Genomic DNA, 18,184 nt, shown 5'->3' with positions numbered 1-18,184 from the left:
CGGCTGCTACGCTTGGTAACGTGCCTCGGGTCCGGGTTGCCCCGGTTGCGGCGCATTCCGAACGACCGTACGGAAAGAGGCCTAAAGATTGCATGCATGTACCCCATCCTGGAGGGATATGTTGCAATTCGTCACCCGTCGGCTGAGCCGCCTCAGTGTTGGCCGCAAGTTGCTGGTCATCTACCTGCTGGACCTGAGCGCGGTCATCTTCATCAGCGGCATCCTCATCAGCGAGAAATTCATCGCGATCGACTTCGGCCGCAAGGAGATGGCGGGCGCGGCCTACATCGACCGCATGCGCGCCACGCTGCTGGCCACCGCCGGATGGCACGGCGCCGACGCTGCGCCGCCGCAGGTGCTGGAGCGGCTCGAGCAGCAGTACGGCGACGGCATGCAGAGCGCGGAGGTCAGCCGCCAGTTCCGCGACGCGCTGGCGGCGGCCGCGCAGGCGGCTTCGCCCGGGCGCGAGGCGGCCAGGCGCACCGCGCTCGAACACGGGCGCGCACTGGTCACGCGCATAGGCAACCAGTCGAACCTGATCCTCGACCCCGACCTCGACAGCTACTACACGATGTCGCTGGTGCTGCTGCGCTTCCCCGAGCTGCTCGAATTGGGCTCCGACATGGCCGCGCGGCTGCACGCCCCCGGCGCGAGCGGCCTCGCGACGACCGAGGCGCGCACGCAGTACTTCATCCTGGAGGGGCGCATCGACGCGATCGCGGCCAGCATCAAGAGCGACTACGCGGAGGCCTTCGCCGCCGCCAAGGGCCCGCTGCAGGCGCGGCTGGACCCCTCGCGCGCCCGCCTGCTGGCAGGCATCGAAGCTTTCCGCGACGCTTCGCGCAGCGTGCTCGCGTCCAGCGACAGCACCGACAACAGCGGCAGCCGCCGCGGTCTCGTGGCCTTCGACGCGGCCCAGCAGGCGTTGTTCGGCGAACTCGACAGCGCGTGGTCCGGTGCCATCGGCGAACTCGACGCGATGCTCACCTCGCGCGAGCAGGGTTTCTTCGCGCGCATGTGGCTGCACCTGGGCACGGCGCTCTTCCTGCTGCTGATGATCCTCACGGCGGTGTTCTACGTGGCGCGCCAGATCTCGCGGCCGCTGCGGCGGTTGTCTGGCGTGGTCGACACCGTGCGCCGCACCGGCGACCACAGCCTGCGCGCGCACTGGGACAGCGGCGACGAAATCGGCGTGCTGGTACTCGGCTTCAACGACATGCTGGCGCAGCTCGACCGCGAGCGCCGGACGCAGCAGGAACTCGCAGCCAGCGCGCGCGCGGCCGAAGCGCAGCGCGACCTGGTCGCGGCCATTCCGATCCCGCTGATGGTCACGGCCATTCCGAACCACGAGGTGCTCAACGCCAACCCCAGCGCGCAGGCCTGGCTCGGCGGCGGCACGCGCGACCCCTGGGCGCTGGGCGTGGCGCCGGGCGTGCGCTCGCGCTTCTTCCAGCAGCTGGCCGACCGCGGCGCGGTCGACGAGTTCGAGGTGCGCTGGCTCGGCGGCGCCGAGCCGTCGTGGGCGGTGCTGTCGGCGCGGCGCCTGGTCTACCAGGGCCAGGACGCGCTGCTGACCGCCTTCACGCCCATCAACCACCTGAAGCTGATGGAGCAGCGGCTCATGCTCTGGGCCAAGGTGTTCGAGGCCTCGTCCGAAGGCATCCTGATCATCGACGAGCAGCACCGCATCCTCACCGCGAACCGCGCGCTGTGCCGCCTCACGGGCCACGACCTGGGCGACCTCGTGGGCGAGCCGCCCGAGCGGCTCATGAGCGACGACACGCTGCACTTCGCCGGACTGTGGCCGGTGCTCGACCAGCGTGGCACCTGGCAGGGCGAGGTCAGCGTTCGCCGGCGCAACGGCGGCAGCTACCCGGCGTGGCTGGTGGCGAGCGTGGTGCGCGACGGGCCGGAGCGCATCTCGCACTACATCTTCACGTCCATCGACGTGAGCGACCGCAAGCGCAGCGAGGCGCGCATCCGCTTCCTGGCGCACCACGACGTGCTGACCGAGCTGCCCAACCGGTCGCTGTGCATCGAACGGCTGGGGCTCGCGCTGCAGCAGGCGCAGCGCAAGGGGCAGCGCGTGGGGGTGCTGTTCATCGACCTCGACCGGTTCAAGAACATCAACGACTCGCTGGGCCACCATGTCGGCGACGCCCTGCTGCGCTCGGTGGCCGGGCGCATGACGCAGGCCGTGCGGCCCGGCGACACGGTGAGCCGGCTCGGCGGCGACGAGTTCGTGGTGGTGCTCAACAACGTGGCCGACGCCGGGGAAATTCTTTCGCTGGTCGAGCGACGGCTGATCACGCTGATCAGGCAGCCGCACGACATCGACGGCGCCGAGATCCATGTCTCGTGCAGCGTGGGCATTGCGGTCTACCCCGACGATGCCCAGGACATCGACGCGCTCATGCGCCATGCCGACGTCGCCATGTACCAGAGCAAGGCGAGCGGGCGCGACACCGCGCGTTTTTTCACGCCCGAAATGAACGAGCGCGCGCAACAACGCCTGCAGCTCGAGTCCAGCCTGCGCCACGCGATCGAGCGCCAAGAGCTCAGCCTGCACTACCAGCCGCGCATCGACGCCCACAACGGCGAGTTGATCTGCGTGGAGGCGCTGCTGCGCTGGCACAGCGCGGAGCTGGGGCAGGTGCCCCCCGCGCAGTTCATCCCGATCGCCGAGGAGTCGGGCCAGATCGTGGCCATCGGCGCGTGGGTCATCGCGCAGGCCTGCGCGCAGCACGCCGCCTGGCGCCGCGAAGGGCTGGGTGCGATCCGGGTGGCGATCAACATGTCGGCGCTGCAGTTGCGCGACGGCAGCCTGGTCGATGTGCTGCGAGACGCGATCGCGTTCAACGCCGTGCCGCCGGGCGACATCGAGCTCGAGCTCACCGAATCGACGCTGATGGATGCGGCCGAGCAGACGCTGGTGCAGTTGCACGCGCTGAAGGCGCTCGGCGTGATGCTGTCGATCGACGACTTCGGCACGGGCTTTTCGAGCCTGAACTACCTGAACCGCTTTCCCATCGACAAGCTGAAGATCGACCGTTCCTTCGTCCACAAGATGCTGGGCGATCCGACCGACATGGCCATTGCGCGGGCCATCATCGGGCTGGGGCACACGCTGGGGCTGCGCGTGGTGGCCGAAGGGGTCGAGCGGCGCGAAGAGGCCGACACCTTGCGCGCCGCGCAATGCGACGAATTGCAGGGCTACCTCATTGCCAGGCCGATGCCGGCGTCCAGGCTGGCGGGCTGGATCGAGCACGACAGCCGGATGGATGCGGCGTCGATCTGACGCCTTGTCCGGAAGACTGCCCGGCCGTTAGAGCCTGGCTCAGAGTTCGATGAACGCCGAGGTGGCCTTGTTCAGGGCCAGCTGGCCCTTCACCGTGATCGATTCGACCTGGGCCAGCTGACGGATCGCGCGTGCACCGGGTGCGCGGTTCGACGGTGGAATGAAGGCTGTCACCAACTCTGCCGCACGCAGCACGCGCAGCCTGTCGATGTCTGCGGGCGTGTGAATCACGTATGGCAATTTCTGCTCGGAGAGCACCCGAAGAAATTCCATGGACATGGGCCGTCTCCTTGGGGTTGAGGGCGTGACGGCCATTGTGCGCACAAACAATTAGCCCTGTCTAACCCCTGCGGCGCGCAGGCCTTTGTGCGTGTACCGAAGACCTAGTTTCGGCCCTGCGCCGGCCACGCGGTGGTGTCGGGCATCACGATGTGCCAGTGCACCGGGTCGATGCCGTCGAAGGTCGCGAGGTAGCGCTGCGACAGGCGGTCTTCGCCGGTCACGTCGCGGATCACGACGGCGTCGATGCGTCCGGGGTGGGTGCGAAACGTTTGCGCGTAGATCTCCGGATCGGCCTCGCCCGAGTCGCCCACCAGCACGAAGCGGCGCTGCGGAAACTCGGCCAGCAGCCGCTCGATCACGCCGAGCTTGTGCGCGCGCGAATCCTCGGCGCCGGGCACCAGCGTGCGCCATGTGGTGCTCTCGCGCAGGTGCATGCTGCCCGCGGGAAAGTCGGCGCCGCGAATGAAGTCGGCGAGCGCGGGGTACAGCTGGATCGGGCTGGCGGACAGGTAGTGAAAGCGCGTGTCGGGCGTCTTCGCGATCTCGCGGTACCACTGCGCCATGCGCGGCGCAGGCTCGAAGCGGCGCGAGAAAGTGTTGAGCAGCATCTCGCGCCGGTCGCGCACCTGCGTGCGCTTGATGGTGTCGTCGATGTCCGAGATGATCGACACGCCCTGCGCCGGCACGATCAGTGCCTGCCCCCGGAATCGGTGCAGCAATTCGCCCGGGCCCGTGACGCCGTGGAACTGCACCCACTCCTGCGAGGACGCCGAGGGCGACAGGAGCGACGCACGCGGCATGTCGATCACCACGCGCAGGTTGCAGCGCCCGTCCTTGCCCGAAGGCGGCATCGTCACGCGCGTCGGGCTGCCGTCGAATTCGATGTCGATGACCTTGTCTTCTTCCGACTCCGCATGGAACAGCGCGGTGCGCTGGTTGAAGCGCAGCCGTGCGGCGGGCGAGAGCTTCTTGAGGTTCAGGTCCAGGTAGCGCGCGAGCGCGGTGTTCAGGCCCCAGCGGTGCTCGCGCTCGAAGATCCAGCCGTGGATGTCGACCTCGAGCCGGCCGTCGGCGGTGGGGCGCGCCGTGCCGGTCATGAAGAGCGCCTCTTCGTCGGGCTCCAGAGGCTCGGGCGCTGCCTGCGCGGACCGCAGCGGCGCAAGGCCCGCAAGCAGCGCCGCGCCCATCACCACCGACCTGCGACGCAGGGTCGGGGCGGGCGTGTGGCCAGGGCCGTCGTCGCTCATCGGCTGGGGGAGGCTATCCGCTCGTACGTGACGAAACTGAAGCCGAGGCCTTCCTTCGCCGAGACATGCGAGGCGCGCTGCGTTTCGTGCCACACGGTGGCGTCGAGCGTGGGCGCGTGGGCATCGCCTTCGTAGTCGCGCGCAAGTTCAGTCACGACCGCCCGTTGCGCCAGGGGCTCGGCCTCGGCGTAGATCTGCGCGCCGCCGATCACCCACACGTCTGCGGGCTGTTGCTGCTCGCACAGCGCGAAGGCCTCCTGCAGGCTACCCACGCGCTGTGCGCCTTCGGCCTGCCAGTCGGCCTGGCGCGTGACCACGATGTTCTGCCGGCCCGGCAGCGGGCGAAAGCGCGGCGGCAGCGAGTCCCAGGTCTTGCGGCCCATGACCACCGGCGCGCCAGCTGTCTGCTGCTTGAAGTGCGCCATGTCCTCGGGCAGGTGCCAGGGAATGGTGTTGTTCGCGCCGATCACGCCGTTTGCGGCGCGGGCGAAGATGAGGTTGATGCGGGGCGTGCTCATGCAGTCACCCCGGTCATACCGCCACGGGCGCCTTGATCGGGTCGCCGTGCTGGTAGTCGAGCACCTCGAAGTCTTCGTACTGGTAGTCGAAGATCGAGTCCGGCTTGCGCTTGATGTTCAGCGTGGGGTATGGGTAGGGCGTGCGGCTCAGCTGCAGCGCCACCTGCTCGGCGTGGTTGCTGTAGATGTGGCAGTCGCCGCCGGTCCAGATGAAGTCGCCCACGTCCAGGTCGCACTGCTGCGCCACCATGTGCGTGAGCAGCGCGTAGCTCGCGATGTTGAAGGGCACGCCCAGGAAGATGTCGGCGCTGCGCTGGTAGAGGTGGCAGCTGAGCTTGCCGCGCTCGCCCTCGGCCTGCGGCGGCGCCACGTAGAACTGGAAGAAGGCGTGGCAGGGCATGAGCGCCATCTTCGACAGCTCGGCCACGTTCCATGCGCTCACGATGATGCGGCGCGAATCGGGGTTGCTTTTCAGCGTCTTGATGACGTCGGAGATCTGGTCGATGTGACCGCCGTCGGGCGTGGGCCAGCTGCGCCACTGCACGCCGTACACGGGGCCCAGGTCGCCGTCTTCGCGCGCCCATTCGTCCCAGATGCTGACGCCACGTTCCTTCAGCCAGTTGTTGTTGCTCGAGCCGGTCAGGAACCAAAGCAGTTCCTGGATGATGGACTTCAGGTGCACCTTCTTCGTGGTGACCAGCGGAAAGCCTTCGTTCAGGTCGAAGCGCATCTGGTGGCCGAACACGCTCTTGGTGCCGGTGCCCGTGCGGTCGCTCTTGAACACGCCGTGGGTGTCCACGTGGCGCATGAAATCTTCGTACTGGGAGCGAACGGGGCGGGTGGGCGAGGTCATGTTGGGAATTTTACGGGGCGGCGCTAGCATTGGCCGATGACCGGTCATGACCACTCCCACGAACACAGCGAACTCGGCGACATGGACCTGCGCGTGCGCGCGCTCGAGAGCGTGCTCACGCAGAAGGGCTACATCGACCCCGCCGCGCTGGACGCGCTGATCGACACCTACCAGACCCGCATCGGCCCGCGCAACGGCGCGCGTGTGGTGGCGCGTGCCTGGGTCGACCCGGCCTTTCGCACATGGCTGCTGGCCGATGCCACCGCGGCGATCGCCTCGCTCGGCTACACGGGCCGGCAGGGCGAACACATGGTGGCAGTGGAGAACACCGACGCGTTGCACCACATGGTCGTGTGCACCCTGTGCAGCTGCTACCCCTGGCCGGTGCTGGGCCTGCCGCCCACCTGGTACAAGAGCGCGCCGTACCGCTCGCGCGTGGTGAAAGACCCGCGTGGCGTGCTCGCCGACTTCGGCGTGACGCTGCCCGAGGCCACGCGCATCCGCGTGTGGGACTCGACCGCGGAGGTGCGCTACCTCGTGATCCCACAGCGGCCCGCCGGCAGCGAGGGCCTGGATGAAGAAGCGCTTGCGGCGCTGGTCTCGCGCGATTCGATGATCGGCACGCGGCTGGCGCAGGCCCCCGCGAAAGAGGGGAGCCCTGCATGAGCTACGACACCAAGGCCGATCTCGGCGGCCAGCCCGGTTTCGGCAAGGTGGTGTCGGAGGCCGAGGGCGACCTGTTCCATGCGGACTGGGAGCCGCGCGCACTGGCGCTCGTGCTGGCCATGGGTGCGACCGGTTCATGGAACATCGATGCGAGCCGCGCGGTGCGCGAGACACTGCCTGGCTACCGCGACCTGAGCTACTACCAGATCTGGCTCTACGCGCTGGAGCAACTGATGCTGCAGCGCGGGCAGGTCTTCGCGGACGAGATCGCCAGCGGCGAGATGCGCCATGCGCCCGCACCTGTCGCACGCGTGCTGCAGGCGGCCAACGTGCCGCTCGTGCTGGCGAAGGGCTCGCCGACGCAGCGCCCCGAGCCGGGACCCGCACGCTTCGCCGTCGGGCAGGCGGTGCGCACTCACCTAGGCAAGGTCGACCATCACACGCGGCTGCCCGCCTATGTGCAGGGCAAGCGCGGCACCATCGCGCATGTGCACGGCGCCCACGTGTTCGCCGACGCGAATGCACAGGGGCTCGGCGAGCAGCCGCAGTGGCTCTACACGGTGGAGTTCGCCGAGGCCGAGCTCTGGGGCGACACGGCGCCGCGCCAGAACCTCTCGGTGTCTGTCGATGCGTGGGAAAGCTACCTGGAGGCCGTCGCATGAACGGCGACCGCCTGCCCCTGTCGCCCGGCATGCCGCGCGATGCCGACGGGCCTGTCTTCGGCGCGCCGTGGGAAGCGCAGGCCTTCGCGATGACGCTGGCGCTGCATGAACGCGGGCTGTTCACCTGGTCCGAGTGGGCCGAGACGCTGGCCGCGCAGATCGCCGCCGCGCAGGCCGCGGGCGATCCGGACACGGGCGACACCTACTACCGGCATTGGCTGGCGGCGCTCGAGACGCTGGTGGCGCGCAAGGGCGCGAGCTCCGGCGACGAACTGGCCCGCTACCGGCATGCGTGGGACCATGCCGCGGATCGCACCCCGCATGGGCAGCCGATCGAGTTGCGGGCCGAAGACTTTCCCGGCTGAGGGTCTTGTCTTGCTCCTTCCCCTTCCGGGGGAAGGTTGGGACGGGGGCAAGCGGCGGTGGATGGGCCAGGGGCAATGGATACGCCGCGTGCCCCCACCCCAGCCCTCCCCCGGAAGGGGAGGGAGCAATGCAGCAGAACCTAGACGCGGATCACACGGCCCGGGTTCAGCGTGTTCTTCGGGTCCAGTCCGCGCTTGATGGCCCGCATCATCTCCAGCGCCACCGGCGACTTGTGCTTCTCGAGCTTGTCGACCTTGAGCGAACCCACGCCGTGCTCGGCCGAGAACGAGCCGCCGAACTTCTCGACCGCGTCGTACACCAGCGTGTTGATGCGCTCTTCCTCGTTCTTCAGGAAGGCCTTGGTGTCGATGTTCTCCGGCGCCTGCACGTTGTAGTGCAGGTTGCCGTCGCCCAGGTGGCCGAAGTTCACCAGCCGCACGCCGGCGATCTCGCGCTGCAGCAGCGCGTCGGTCTCCGCCACGAAGGCCGGGATGCGGGACACCGGAATCGAGATGTCGTGCTTGATGTTCAGGCCTTCCTCGGCCTGCGCCAGCGGAATGCTCTCGCGGATGTGCCACAGCTGGTGCGCCTGCGTGAGGTTCTCGGCCACCACCGCGTCGGTCACGCAGCCGTCTTCGAAGGCGGTTTCGAGCAGCGCCTCGAAGCGCGCGCGGGCGTGGTCCTCGGACTCGCTGTCGGAGTTTTCCAGCAGCACGCAGTAGGGCACGGCCTCGTCCTTGATGAAGGGCACGCGCAGCTGCGGCATGTGCTTGTCGACCAGGCTCAGCGCGAACTTGCCCATCACCTCGAAACCCGTGAGGCCCGAGCCCAGGTGCTTGTGCGCCAGGCCCAGCAGCGTGACCGCATGGTCCAGCGAGGGCACGGCGGCCCAGGCGGTGAGTTGCGCGGCCGGCAGCGGGTAGAGCTTCATGGTCGCGGCGGTGATGATGCCCAGCGTGCCTTCGCTGCCCACGATGAGGTCGCGCAGGTCGTAGCCGGTGTTGTCCTTGCGCAGGCCGCTGGTGCCTTCCCATATTTCGCCCTGCGGCGTGACCACTTCCAGGCCCAGGCACAGGTCGCGGGTGTTGCCGTAGCGCACCACCTGCGTGCCGCCCGCGTTGGTCGCGAGGTTGCCGCCGATGGTGCAGCTGCCTTCGGCCGCCAGGCTCAGCGGGAACAGGAAGCCGGCTTTCTCGGCCGTTTCCTGCAGCGTCTGCAGGATGCACCCGGCCTCCACCGTCATGGTGAGGTTCGCGCCGTCGATGGTGCGGATCGCGTTCATGCGCTGCAGGCTCAGCACCACCTGCGTGCCGCTCTCGTCGGGAATGGAGCCGACCGCCAGGCCGGTGTTGCCGCCCTGCGGAATGACGGCCGTGCCGGCCGCGGCGCAGGCCTTCACCACGTCGGCCACCTGTTGCGCGGTGCCGGGCCGCACCACGGCCAGCGACTTGCCGCGCGCGCGCTTGCGCCAGTCCTGCTCGTAGGCGGTGAGGTCGCCCTCGTGGAGCACGTTCGCGGCGCCGACGATGGCGCGCAGTTGATCGATCAGGGATGCAGTGGTCATTGGGCGGAGGCCTCCAGGGGGCGGTCAGCGGCAGCAGCAGTCTTGGCGTGGCGCAGTCGCAGCCGCACGTGCCAGGCGCAGGCCGCGAACAGCACGAGGCACAGCAGCACCTCGACGAGCGCGAGCACCTGGCTCACGCCGCTGGTGTCGCTCCAGGCGCGCACCACGCCCTCGGTGAAATAGAGCCAGACCATCAGGCTGACCCAGCGGTAGGTGTACATGCGGTTCTTCCACAGCCCCGCCAGCGGAACGACGAGCGGCAGCACCTTCAGCGCCAGCAGCGAGCCGCCCGGGCGCAACGGTGCCAGCCACAGCTCCCAGGCCAGGCCCAGCACGATGAGGCCGACGAGGCTGCCCACGGCGGCCCAGCGGGTCGCGCGAACGGAGGAGGGTGGAAGCGTTGGTGCGGACACGTCGGAGCGGCAGGAAAGAAGAGGGCGCGCGGTCGGTGGCGGACGCGATGGAAAAGAGCGGATGGCATGATAGCCGCCATGAATCGTCGGCAACTCTGGAGGGATCTTTCTCGCTTTCCCTGGCGCAACACCGCGGCGGTGCTGGGCGAGCGTTTTCGCGAAGACAAGCTCGGCCTCACGGCCAGCAGCCTGACCTTCACCACCACCATCGCGATGGTGCCGTTCTTCACGGTGGCGCTGGCGCTGTTCACCGTGTTCCCGATGTTCGCCAAGATGCAGGGCCGGCTGCAGCGCTGGCTGGTCGAAAGCCTGATTCCCGAGAACATCTCGCGCCAGGTGCTCGGCTACCTGAACCAGTTCGCGAGCAAGGCCAGTGGGCTGGGCATCGCGGGCCTGATCGTGCTGCTGATCACGGCCATTGCGCTGATCCTCACGATCGACAAGACGCTCAACAACATCTGGCGCGTGCGCACGTCGCGGCCGTTGGCGCAGCGGGTGCTCATCTACTGGGCCACCATCACGCTGGGCCCGCTGATCCTGGCGGTGAGCCTGTCGACCACCTCTTACGTGTTCGCGGCCTCGCGCGACGTGGTGGGCGGTGCCATGGTCAAGCTGGCCTTCGACAGCCTCGAGTTCCTGCTGCTGGGCGCCGGCATGGCCGCGCTGTACCACTACGTGCCCAACACCCACGTGCGCTGGTCGCACGCCTGGGCGGGCGGCATCTTCGTGGCCGCGGCCATCGAGATCGCCAAGCGCGTGCTGGGGTACTACCTGAGCCTGGTGCCGACCTATTCGGTGGTGTACGGCGCCTTCGCCACCTTTCCGATTCTTCTGGTGTGGATCTACGTGGCCTGGGTGATCGTGCTGCTGGGCGCGGTCATCGCCGCCTACCTGCCGAGCCTGCTGACGGGCGTGGCGCGCCGCGGCGGCACGGCGGGCTGGCCGCTGCAGCTGGCGATGGAGTCGCTGCAGCACCTGGCGCGCGCGCGGGCCACGCCGTCCAAGGGCATGGGCGCGGCCGAGCTGGTGGCGCACATGCGGGTCGACGCGCTGCAGCTGGCGCCGGTGCTCGAGACACTGGTGGCGCTCGACTGGATCGCGCCGCTGGCCGAGGAGTCCGAGGGCCGGGACCCGCGCTATGTGCTGCTGGCCGACCCGTCCACGCCCATCGAGCCGCTGCTCAGGGAACTGATGATGCCGCGCGCCGAACCGCTCGAAGACCTGTGGCAAAAAGGCCCATTACGCACGCTGCGGCTGGGCGATGTGCTATTAATTTAGTAGCAATCAGATCTTCACGCGGCCCAGCCAGATGTCGCGGTACATCGCCCAGTCGCCCATGAAGCTGTAAAGCGGCCGCTTAAAGGACGCCGGCCGGTTCTTCTCGAACCCGAAGTGCCCGACCCAGGCAAAGCCGTAGCCCGCCACCAACCCGGCCAGCAGCCACCACGGGTTGCGCGTGACCAGCAGCGCCAGCAGGCACAGCAGCGAAATCGTCGAGCCTGCGAAGTGCAGCCGCCTGCAGGTGCGGTTGGCATGCTCGGTGAGGTAGAACGGATAGAACTCGGCAAAGCGCTTGAAACGGCGCGGATCGACTGCAGATGCGGGGGCGGTCGTGGTGTTCATCGGGCGAGTCTCCTGTGACCTGGAACCCCCGGCAGAGGGTGCGTTGTCCATAATAGCCACGACCTTGCGCCGGCACCATCCGGCCCTTCCATCACTCCCCGGACGCATCGACCTTGAGCGCTCTTCCAAACACCCCGAGCACCCCGAACACGCCGGCATCCCCCGAGCCGTCCACCGATGCGCTGTGGGTCGTTTGCCTGTGCGCCGAATGGTGCGGCACCTGCCGCGACTACCGGCCGCTGCTCGAACAGGTGGCGCGCGCGCATCCGCAGTTGCGCTTCGCATGGGTCGACATCGAGGACCACGCCGACATTGCCGACGCCTTCGACGTCGAGACCTTCCCGACCCTGCTGGTCGCCGGTGCGGACGGCACGCGCTTTCTCGGCCCGCTGCTGCCGCACGCGGAAACGCTCTCGCGCATGCTGTCGGCGCTGCAGCCGCCCAAGCCTTCGAGCCTCGATGTCGACCTGCTGCTGGCGGTGCTGAACAAGAAGCCGGCCGTCTTCACGGTCTGAGCTTTTCCCTTCCACCTCTCCCGGCGGACCCTTCATGAAGATCCTGATTTTTGGCGCCACCGGCATGGTGGGGCAGGGCGTGCTGCGCGAGTGCCTGCTGGCGCCCGACGTGCAAGGCGTGGTGGCCATCGGGCGCAACGCCACGGGGCAGCAGCACCCCAAGCTGCGCGACCTGGTGCACAAGGACATGTACGACTACAGCGCCGTCGAGTCGCAGCTGCAGGGCTTCGACGCCTGCTTCTTCTGCCTGGGCGTGTCCTCGGTCGGCATGAAGGAGCCCGAGTACAAGCGCATCAGCTACGACCTCACGCTGGCCGCCGCCACCGTGCTCGCGCGGCTCAACCCGGGCATGACCTTCACGTACGTGACGGGCGCCGGCACCGACAGCAGCGAGCGCGGCAGCAGCATGTGGGCGCGCGTGAAAGGCGCGACCGAAAACGCCTTGCTGCGCCTGCCGTTCAAGGCGGCGTACATGTTCCGCCCCGGCGTCATCCAGCCGCTGCACGGCGTTCGCTCCAAGACGCCGCTGTACGACGGCCTCTACGTCGTGCTCTCGCCGCTGCTGAGCTTGGCCTACCGGCTCTGGCCGAACAAGGTGACGACCACCGAGAAGGTCGGCCGCGCCATGCTGGCCGTGGCGCGCAACGGGGCGCCCAAGAAGGTGCTCGACCCGGCGGACATCAACGCGCTGGGCTGAGCTTCTTCGCGCCTGGTTTCAGGCGCCGGCACGCGCCCGCCCCAGCTTGCGCCGTCCCGCACTGGCGATGGCGCCCACCAAGTGCTTCACGAACGCTTGCGCCAGCGGCGGCAGCGTGCGGCCTTCGAGCGCCAGCACCTGCAACTGGCGCTGCTGCAGCGGCGCCTCGGCAAAGGGCCGCGCCACCACCGTGCCCGCGTCGATCAGGTGCATCACCGTGAGGTGGCCCGACAGCATCACGTCGGGCGTGCGCAGCAGCGGCAACAGCACAGACGAGAAGTTGCTCACGAAGATCGCGTGGTACCGCAGCCCCTGCAGGCTGCAGGCCTGGTCGAACAGCTGGCGCGCGGTGACGCCCTTGTCGCCCACGGCCAGCGGGTAGCGCACCGCATCGGCCACCGACACCACGCGCTGGCGCGCCAGCGGATGGTCGGGCCGCAGCACGGCATACACCGGCGCGGTGGCCGTGTGCGCAACAGCCAGGCCGGGCTCCGGCGCCACCACGTACTTCAGCGCGATGTCGGTCTCGCCGCGCGCCAGCAAGGCGCTCACGCCGTCGGGCGAGCCCACGTGCAGCTCGAGCTGGCAGCCCGGGTGCGCCTCTTCGAAGCTGCGCATCACCAGCGGCATGAAGTGCCCCGCGAAGCCTTCCGTGCAGGCCATGCGGATGCGCCGCGCGCCTTGCCCGCCGAGGTCGCGCACCTGCTCGACGACTTGCTCGATGTCGAGCTGCGCGTTGCGCAAGTGCGCCGCCAGCCGCTCGCCGGCGGCCGTGAGCGCCATGCCGCGCGCATGCCGCTCGAACAGCGGCGTGCCCAGGCTGTCTTCGAGCTTGGCGATCTGCCGGCTCACCGCCGACGAGGCCACGAACAGCCGCGCCGCGGCCTGGTTGACCGAACCGCTGCGCGCCACTTCGAGGAAGTGGCGCATCGGGATGCTCAGAAGCGGGAGAGTCATGGGAAGGTCATGCGCGCGGCCAGGTGTTGCCTTGAAGGCAATGGTAGCTTGCCAAAACGATGCTGGAAGCATCGGCCTTCAGGCCTTGTACTTGCTCCACCCGATGGACAGACAAGGACACCCTTCATGCAACGCACCCACAGCCTGGCCGCTGCCACAGCCTATTTCGAAGGCGGCGGCTTCTTCGCCGACCTCCAGCGCCGCATCGCCTTTCGCACCGAAAGCGACACCGGCGCCGCCACGCCCGCGCTGGAGGCCTACCTGCGCGAGGAGCTGATGCCGCCGCTCGCGGCGCTCGGCTTCGCCTGCGAGGTGGTGGCCAACCCGGTGCCCGGCGGCGGCCCCTTTCTCATCGCGCGCCGCATCGAAGACCCGGCCCTGCCCACGGTGATGACCTACGGCCACGGCGACGTCGTGAGCGGGCAGGACGCGCAGTGGGAAGAAGGCCTCGCCCCCTGGGCGCTCACCGTGCGCGGCGAGCGCTGGTACGGGCGCGGCACGGCCGACAACAAGGGCCAGCACAGCATCAACCTGGGCGGGCTGGCCGCCGCCATCGAGGCGCGCGGCGGGCGCCTGGGCTACAACATGACCTGGCTCGTCGAGATGGGCGAGGAGGCCGCCTCGCCCGGCCTGCACGCGGTGTGCGCGCAGGAGCGCGACAAGCTGCGCGCCGACCTGTTCATCGCCAGCGACGGCCCGCGCGTGAGCGCCGAACGGCCCACGCTGTTCCTGGGCTCGCGCGGCGCGGTCAACTTCAGCCTGCGGCTGCGCGCCCGGCCGCGCGCCTACCACTCGGGCAACTGGGGCGGCGTGCTGGTCAACCCGGGCACGGTGATCAGCCATGCGGTGGCCTCGCTGGTGGACGCGCGCGGCCGCATCCTGGTCGACGCCTTGCGCCCGCCGCCGGTCACGCAGGCCGTGCGCGACGCGCTGGCCGACATCGCCATCGGCGGCGGCACGGACGACCCCGCGGTCGACGCGGGCTGGGGCGAACCCGGCCTGAGCCCGGCCGAGCGGCTGGTGGCGTGGAACACCATCGAGGTGCTGGCACTCGGCGCCGGCTCGGCCGCGCGGCCGGTCAACGCCATTCCGTCGGAGGCCGTGGCGCATTGCCAGCTGCGCTTCGTGGTCGGCACGCCCTGGCAAGACCTGCAGCAGATCGTGCGCGCGCACCTCGATGCGCACGGCTTCGGGCAGGTCGAGGTGGCTGTCACGCTGACCGGCGCGGCCACGCGGCTCGATGTGCAGAACCCGTGGGTCGGCTGGGCGCGCCAGTCCATCGAGCAGAGCAGCGGCCAGCGACTGGACCTGCTGCCCAACCTTGCGGGCTCGCTGCCCAACGACGTGTTCGCCGACCTGCTCGGCCTGCCGACGCTGTGGGTGCCGCATTCGTACCCCGCCTGCGCGCAGCACGCGCCCAACGAGCACCTGCTCGCGCCGCTGGCGCGCGAGGGCCTGCGGATCATGGCGGGCCTGTACTGGGACCTGGGCGAGCCCGGCCTGGTGCCATGGGCCGCCGGCCGGATCCCGACCGCCGCTGCCGCTTCTTCAACCTCCTGACTCGCACACGCACACGCCATGAACTCTCCTGTCTCCCGCCGCACCTTCGGCCTGCTGCTCGGCGCCTGCACCGTCCTGGGCGCGCACGCCCCCGCGTTCGCGCAAGATGCCTGGCCCGAGCGCGCCATCAAGCTCGTCGTGCCGTTTCCGCCCGGCGGCGGCACCGACATCGTGGCGCGTGCGATGGGGCAGACCCTTTCGGAGCGCCTGGGCCAACCCATCGTGGTCGACAACAAGCCCGGCGCCGCCACCATCATCGGCACCGACGCGGTCGCCAAGGCCGCGCCCGACGGCTACACGCTGCTGCTCTCCGGCTCGACCAGCTACAGCGTGAACCCGGCCTTGCGCGCCAGGCTGCCCTACGACCCGGTGCGCGACCTGGCGCCCATTGCCATCGTGGCGCGCACGCCGCTGGTGCTGGTGGTGGGCAAGGGCACGCCGTGGCATTCGGTGGCCGAGCTCGTCGCAGCGGCCAAGGCCAAGCCCCGGAGCATCCGCTACGCCACCTTCGGTTCGGGCTCGGGCCCGCACCTGGCGGGCGAGCTGCTGGCGCTGGCCGCCGGCATCCAGCTGCAGGACATTCCGTACAAGGGCAGCAGCCAGAGCTCGATGGCCGTGATCGGCGGCGAGATCGAGGTGGGCATCGACACCGTGGCTTCCGTGGCGCCGCATGTGCGTTCGGGCAAGCTGCGCGCGCTGGGCATCGTGGGCGCCACGCGCTCCAGCATGCTGCCCGAGGTGCGCACGCTGGCCGAGCAGGGCCTGCCCGACGCCACCTTCGATGCCTGGTACGGCTTTGCCGCGCCGGCGCGCACCCCCGCCCCGGTGATCGACAAACTCACCCGCGCAGTCACCGCGACCATGGGCAACCCCGCGCTGCAGGCGCAGCTGCGCGCGCAGGGCATGGAGCCGGTGGCCATCGGCGCGGCCGCCTTCCGCACGCAGATGGAGGGCGAGATCTCGCGTTACCGCGCGCTGGCGCACCGCGCGGGCATTGCCGCCGAGTAGGGCGGGCGCGCGAACCGCAGGCCCTGCGGCGGTGAAGGCAGGACGCATCGGGCAAACTCGAACGTCGTTCGTTGCCGCATCGGCAATGCCCGCGGCTGAATGCCGCGGCCCGATGCCGACCTGATGACACACATCACTTCCTGCGTGCCTCGCATCCGCCGCGTCCTCCTGCCCGCCCTGCTGCTGTGCCTGTCGGCGGCATCGGCCGTTCACGCACAGACACCCGCACCGGCCTCGCCTGCGGCCTGGCCGCAACGCCCCATTCACGTGGTCGTGCCCTTTGCGCCGGGCGGGGGCAGCGACATGGTGGCCCGGGTGCTGGGGCACAGCCTGTCGCAACGGCTCGGCCAGCCTGTCGTCGTGGACAACAGGCCGGGCGCCGCGACGGTCCTTGGCACCCAGCAGGTGGTGCGTGCCGCGCCGGACGGCTACACGCTGCTGCTGTCGGCCTCCACCAGCTTCACCGTGAATCCGGCGTTGCGCAAGACGCTGCCCTACGACCCGGCGCGCGACCTGGCGCCCATTGCCATCGTGGCGCGCACATCGCTGGTCATGGTGGTGGGCCAGGGCACGCCGTGGCGTTCGCTGCGCGAGGTGATCGCGGCCGCCAAGGCCAGCCCCGGGCGCATCCGCTACGGCACCTTCGGCCCGGGCTCGGGCCCGCACCTGGCCGGCGAGATGTTCGCGCTGGCCGCGGGCGTGCAGCTGCAGCCCATTCCGTACCGCAGCTCCGGCCAGCTGCTGGTGGCGCTGAACAGCGGCGATGTGGCGCTGGGCATCGAGGTGCCCGGCGCGCTGGCGCCGCAGGCGAGCGCGGGCAAGCTGCGCGCCATCGCGGTCCTGGGCGCCGGCCGATCCGCGGCGTTGCCCGAGGTGCCCACGCTGGCGGAGCAGGGCCTGCGCGACGCGACCTTCGAGGCCTGGTTCGGCCTGGCCGCCCCGGGCCGAACGCCCGCGCCGGTGCTGCAGACACTGTCGCGCGCGGTAATGGCCGCGATGGCAGACCCCGCCGTGCAGGCGGCGCTGCGCGCCCAAGGCATGGAGCCGGTGGCGCTCGACGCGGCGGCCTTCCGCAACGAGGCGGAAGCCGAGATCGCGCGCTACCGCATCCAGGCGGCGCGCGCGGGCATCTCGGTGGACTGAACGCTCACGCGGCGACGAAGTCGCGCAGCGCGAACAGCACCGCGTCGGGCGCCTCGCTCATCAGCGCGTGGCCGGCAGGCACCGTCACCACCTTGGCGTTGCGGGCCTTGCCGACCAGCAGCCGGGTGGCGCGCGGCGGCGTCATCTGGTCGGCGTCGCCGAGCAGGAACAGCACCGGGCACTGCACTTTTTCGATGGCGGCTTCGCCGTTGGCGTAGTCGTTGCAGGCCTTGAAGCCGATGTGGAACACGTTGGCGTCGCGGTTGCCCGCGAGCACGCGGCGCATCAGCGCGCGCGAGCTGCCGTGCAGCCAGGTGCCCGGGCCGAGCGAGGAGGGCGGCGGCGCCATCATCGAGTGCGAGAAGGTGTTGACCATGGCAATGGCGCGCTGCGGATCGTTGAGCGCACCCTCGAGCAGCGCGGGCGACACGGCCATGGGGTAGGCGGTGCCGACCATTGCCAGGTGCGTGATGCGCCCGGGCGCGCGCGCGGCGGTTTCCAGCGCAATGAGCGAACCGAAGCTGTGGCCGATGAGCGCGGCCTTGTCGACACCGGCGGCGTCGAGCAGTGCAATGACGAACTGCGCCGCGTCTTCCACGCTGGCGGGCGGCGGGCCTTCGCTCTTGCAGTGGCCGGGCAGGTCGACCGCGAGCACGTTCCAGCCGTGGTTGGCGAACCAGCGGCTCTGCAGGATCCACACGCTGTGGTCGTTGAGCACGCCGTGGATGAACACTGCCGTGGGCTTGGCCGCATCGAGGGGCTTGCCGCCGGTGTAGCAGTAGGTGGTGTGGCCGTTGACGGTGTAGTTCATG

19 protein-coding genes are annotated in these 18,184 nt (G+C 69.6%); 10 read left to right on the top strand and 9 right to left on the bottom strand.

What is annotated here, in order from left to right; all coding sequences use genetic code 11:
• Positions 1–118: 118 nt before the first annotated feature.
• A complete protein-coding gene (locus tag AC1DJH_RS03235) occupies positions 119–3,298 on the top strand; it encodes an EAL domain-containing protein (protein ID WP_478184695.1) in 3,180 nt (1,059 codons plus the stop codon).
• 39 nt (positions 3,299–3,337) lie between these two features.
• Here AC1DJH_RS03235 and AC1DJH_RS03230 read toward each other — a convergent pair whose 3' ends face one another.
• From AC1DJH_RS03230 to AC1DJH_RS03215, 4 genes are all read right to left on the bottom strand, one after another.
• Positions 3,338–3,577 (bottom strand): hypothetical protein, encoded by a 240-nt coding sequence (locus AC1DJH_RS03230; protein WP_472117773.1) that lies wholly within the window; start codon positions 3,575–3,577, stop codon positions 3,338–3,340.
• 104 nt (positions 3,578–3,681) lie between these two features.
• Positions 3,682–4,827 carry a phosphatidate phosphatase App1 family protein gene (locus AC1DJH_RS03225; RefSeq protein ID WP_478184694.1) on the bottom strand — a complete coding sequence of 382 codons (1,146 nt, stop codon included), beginning with the start codon at positions 4,825–4,827 and terminating at the stop codon, positions 3,682–3,684.
• Complete coding sequence (locus tag AC1DJH_RS03220) at positions 4,824–5,345, bottom strand: dihydrofolate reductase (protein ID WP_478184693.1); 522 nt, start codon at positions 5,343–5,345, stop codon at positions 4,824–4,826. The genes AC1DJH_RS03225 and AC1DJH_RS03220 overlap by 4 nt, the downstream gene beginning before the upstream one ends.
• Before the next feature lie 13 nt (positions 5,346–5,358).
• Positions 5,359–6,198: a thymidylate synthase gene (locus AC1DJH_RS03215; RefSeq protein WP_478184692.1), complete on the bottom strand. Its 840-nt coding sequence runs from the start codon at positions 6,196–6,198 to the stop codon at positions 5,359–5,361.
• 36 nt (positions 6,199–6,234) lie between these two features.
• Here AC1DJH_RS03215 and nthA point away from each other — a divergent pair, with 36 nt between their 5' ends.
• The 3 genes from nthA to AC1DJH_RS03200 are packed head-to-tail and all read left to right on the top strand — an operon-like array spanning position 6,235 to position 7,891.
• On the top strand, positions 6,235–6,864 hold the full coding sequence (gene nthA, locus AC1DJH_RS03210; protein WP_435483267.1) for a nitrile hydratase subunit alpha: 630 nt from the start codon (positions 6,235–6,237) through the stop codon (positions 6,862–6,864).
• Positions 6,861–7,526, top strand: coding sequence for a nitrile hydratase subunit beta (gene nthB, locus AC1DJH_RS03205; RefSeq protein WP_478184691.1), 666 nt, complete (start codon positions 6,861–6,863; stop codon positions 7,524–7,526). Before nthA ends, nthB begins: the two co-directional genes overlap by 4 nt.
• Positions 7,523–7,891 (top strand): nitrile hydratase accessory protein, encoded by a 369-nt coding sequence (locus AC1DJH_RS03200; protein WP_478184690.1) that lies wholly within the window; start codon positions 7,523–7,525, stop codon positions 7,889–7,891. The genes nthB and AC1DJH_RS03200 overlap by 4 nt, the downstream gene beginning before the upstream one ends.
• A 140-nt stretch (positions 7,892–8,031) precedes the next feature.
• Here AC1DJH_RS03200 and AC1DJH_RS03195 read toward each other — a convergent pair whose 3' ends face one another.
• Together AC1DJH_RS03195 and AC1DJH_RS03190 are read right to left on the bottom strand one after the other, a co-directional pair.
• Positions 8,032–9,456 (bottom strand): FAD-binding oxidoreductase, encoded by a 1,425-nt coding sequence (locus AC1DJH_RS03195; protein ID WP_478184689.1) that lies wholly within the window; start codon positions 9,454–9,456, stop codon positions 8,032–8,034.
• A complete protein-coding gene (locus AC1DJH_RS03190; protein WP_478184688.1) occupies positions 9,453–9,869 on the bottom strand; it encodes a DUF2069 domain-containing protein in 417 nt (138 codons plus the stop codon). Before AC1DJH_RS03190 ends, AC1DJH_RS03195 begins: the two co-directional genes overlap by 4 nt.
• A gap of 66 nt (positions 9,870–9,935) precedes the next feature.
• Here AC1DJH_RS03190 and AC1DJH_RS03185 point away from each other — a divergent pair, with 66 nt between their 5' ends.
• Positions 9,936–11,147 carry a YihY family inner membrane protein gene (locus AC1DJH_RS03185; protein WP_435483272.1) on the top strand — a complete coding sequence of 404 codons (1,212 nt, stop codon included), beginning with the start codon at positions 9,936–9,938 and terminating at the stop codon, positions 11,145–11,147.
• A 6-nt stretch (positions 11,148–11,153) separates the two neighbouring features.
• Here AC1DJH_RS03185 and AC1DJH_RS03180 read toward each other — a convergent pair whose 3' ends face one another.
• Positions 11,154–11,492, bottom strand: a complete 339-nt coding sequence (locus AC1DJH_RS03180; RefSeq protein WP_478184687.1) for an Mpo1-like protein — start codon at positions 11,490–11,492, stop codon at positions 11,154–11,156.
• A 113-nt stretch (positions 11,493–11,605) separates the two neighbouring features.
• Here AC1DJH_RS03180 and AC1DJH_RS03175 point away from each other — a divergent pair, with 113 nt between their 5' ends.
• Positions 11,606–12,007, top strand: a complete 402-nt coding sequence (locus AC1DJH_RS03175; RefSeq protein ID WP_478184686.1) for a thioredoxin family protein — start codon at positions 11,606–11,608, stop codon at positions 12,005–12,007.
• Between the two features lie 34 nt (positions 12,008–12,041).
• Positions 12,042–12,704, top strand: a complete 663-nt coding sequence (locus AC1DJH_RS03170) for an NAD-dependent epimerase/dehydratase family protein (protein WP_478184685.1) — start codon at positions 12,042–12,044, stop codon at positions 12,702–12,704.
• A gap of 18 nt (positions 12,705–12,722) precedes the next feature.
• Here AC1DJH_RS03170 and AC1DJH_RS03165 read toward each other — a convergent pair whose 3' ends face one another.
• On the bottom strand, positions 12,723–13,661 hold the full coding sequence (locus AC1DJH_RS03165; RefSeq protein ID WP_472117745.1) for a LysR family transcriptional regulator: 939 nt from the start codon (positions 13,659–13,661) through the stop codon (positions 12,723–12,725).
• A 126-nt stretch (positions 13,662–13,787) separates the two neighbouring features.
• Between AC1DJH_RS03165 and AC1DJH_RS03160 the strand changes: the two genes are divergently transcribed.
• From AC1DJH_RS03160 to AC1DJH_RS03150, 3 genes are all read left to right on the top strand, one after another.
• On the top strand, positions 13,788–15,221 hold the full coding sequence (locus AC1DJH_RS03160; RefSeq protein ID WP_478184684.1) for a M20 family metallopeptidase: 1,434 nt from the start codon (positions 13,788–13,790) through the stop codon (positions 15,219–15,221).
• A gap of 18 nt (positions 15,222–15,239) precedes the next feature.
• Positions 15,240–16,229, top strand: a complete 990-nt coding sequence (locus AC1DJH_RS03155; protein WP_478184683.1) for a Bug family tripartite tricarboxylate transporter substrate binding protein — start codon at positions 15,240–15,242, stop codon at positions 16,227–16,229.
• Positions 16,230–16,352: 123 nt separating this feature from the next.
• Positions 16,353–17,372, top strand: a complete 1,020-nt coding sequence (locus tag AC1DJH_RS03150; protein WP_478184682.1) for a Bug family tripartite tricarboxylate transporter substrate binding protein — start codon at positions 16,353–16,355, stop codon at positions 17,370–17,372.
• Between the two features lie 4 nt (positions 17,373–17,376).
• On the opposite strand, the gene AC1DJH_RS03145 is transcribed toward AC1DJH_RS03150, so the two are convergent.
• Positions 17,377–18,183, bottom strand: a complete 807-nt coding sequence (locus AC1DJH_RS03145; RefSeq protein ID WP_478184681.1) for an alpha/beta fold hydrolase — start codon at positions 18,181–18,183, stop codon at positions 17,377–17,379.
• Between the last annotated feature and the right edge of the window lies 1 nt (position 18,184).

The sequence above is a fragment of the Variovorax sp. 10N412 genome, from assembly GCF_056394985.1.
The sequence above is the reverse complement of the archived record's forward strand: the minus strand, read 5'-3'. Positions and strand labels throughout refer to the sequence as shown.

What these genes read in the sequence shown, in the direction of transcription:
- AC1DJH_RS03215 (WP_478184692.1), bottom strand. Translation starts at nt 6,198, where the DNA reads ATGACCTCGCCCACCCGCCCCGTTCGCTCCCAGTACGAAGATTTCATG.
- AC1DJH_RS03235 (WP_478184695.1), top strand. Translation starts at nt 119, where the DNA reads ATGTTGCAATTCGTCACCCGTCGGCTGAGCCGCCTCAGTGTTGGCCGC.
- AC1DJH_RS03230 (WP_472117773.1), bottom strand. Translation starts at nt 3,577, where the DNA reads ATGTCCATGGAATTTCTTCGGGTGCTCTCCGAGCAGAAATTGCCATAC.
- AC1DJH_RS03150 (WP_478184682.1), top strand. Translation starts at nt 16,353, where the DNA reads ATGACACACATCACTTCCTGCGTGCCTCGCATCCGCCGCGTCCTCCTG.
- AC1DJH_RS03200 (WP_478184690.1), top strand. Translation starts at nt 7,523, where the DNA reads ATGAACGGCGACCGCCTGCCCCTGTCGCCCGGCATGCCGCGCGATGCC.
- nthB (WP_478184691.1), top strand. Translation starts at nt 6,861, where the DNA reads ATGAGCTACGACACCAAGGCCGATCTCGGCGGCCAGCCCGGTTTCGGC.
- AC1DJH_RS03195 (WP_478184689.1), bottom strand. Translation starts at nt 9,456, where the DNA reads ATGACCACTGCATCCCTGATCGATCAACTGCGCGCCATCGTCGGCGCC.
- AC1DJH_RS03225 (WP_478184694.1), bottom strand. Translation starts at nt 4,827, where the DNA reads ATGAGCGACGACGGCCCTGGCCACACGCCCGCCCCGACCCTGCGTCGC.
- AC1DJH_RS03145 (WP_478184681.1), bottom strand. Translation starts at nt 18,183, where the DNA reads ATGAACTACACCGTCAACGGCCACACCACCTACTGCTACACCGGCGGC.
- AC1DJH_RS03165 (WP_472117745.1), bottom strand. Translation starts at nt 13,661, where the DNA reads ATGACTCTCCCGCTTCTGAGCATCCCGATGCGCCACTTCCTCGAAGTG.
- AC1DJH_RS03160 (WP_478184684.1), top strand. Translation starts at nt 13,788, where the DNA reads ATGCAACGCACCCACAGCCTGGCCGCTGCCACAGCCTATTTCGAAGGC.
- AC1DJH_RS03180 (WP_478184687.1), bottom strand. Translation starts at nt 11,492, where the DNA reads ATGAACACCACGACCGCCCCCGCATCTGCAGTCGATCCGCGCCGTTTC.
- AC1DJH_RS03185 (WP_435483272.1), top strand. Translation starts at nt 9,936, where the DNA reads ATGATAGCCGCCATGAATCGTCGGCAACTCTGGAGGGATCTTTCTCGC.
- AC1DJH_RS03170 (WP_478184685.1), top strand. Translation starts at nt 12,042, where the DNA reads ATGAAGATCCTGATTTTTGGCGCCACCGGCATGGTGGGGCAGGGCGTG.
- AC1DJH_RS03220 (WP_478184693.1), bottom strand. Translation starts at nt 5,345, where the DNA reads ATGAGCACGCCCCGCATCAACCTCATCTTCGCCCGCGCCGCAAACGGC.
- nthA (WP_435483267.1), top strand. Translation starts at nt 6,235, where the DNA reads ATGACCGGTCATGACCACTCCCACGAACACAGCGAACTCGGCGACATG.
- AC1DJH_RS03155 (WP_478184683.1), top strand. Translation starts at nt 15,240, where the DNA reads ATGAACTCTCCTGTCTCCCGCCGCACCTTCGGCCTGCTGCTCGGCGCC.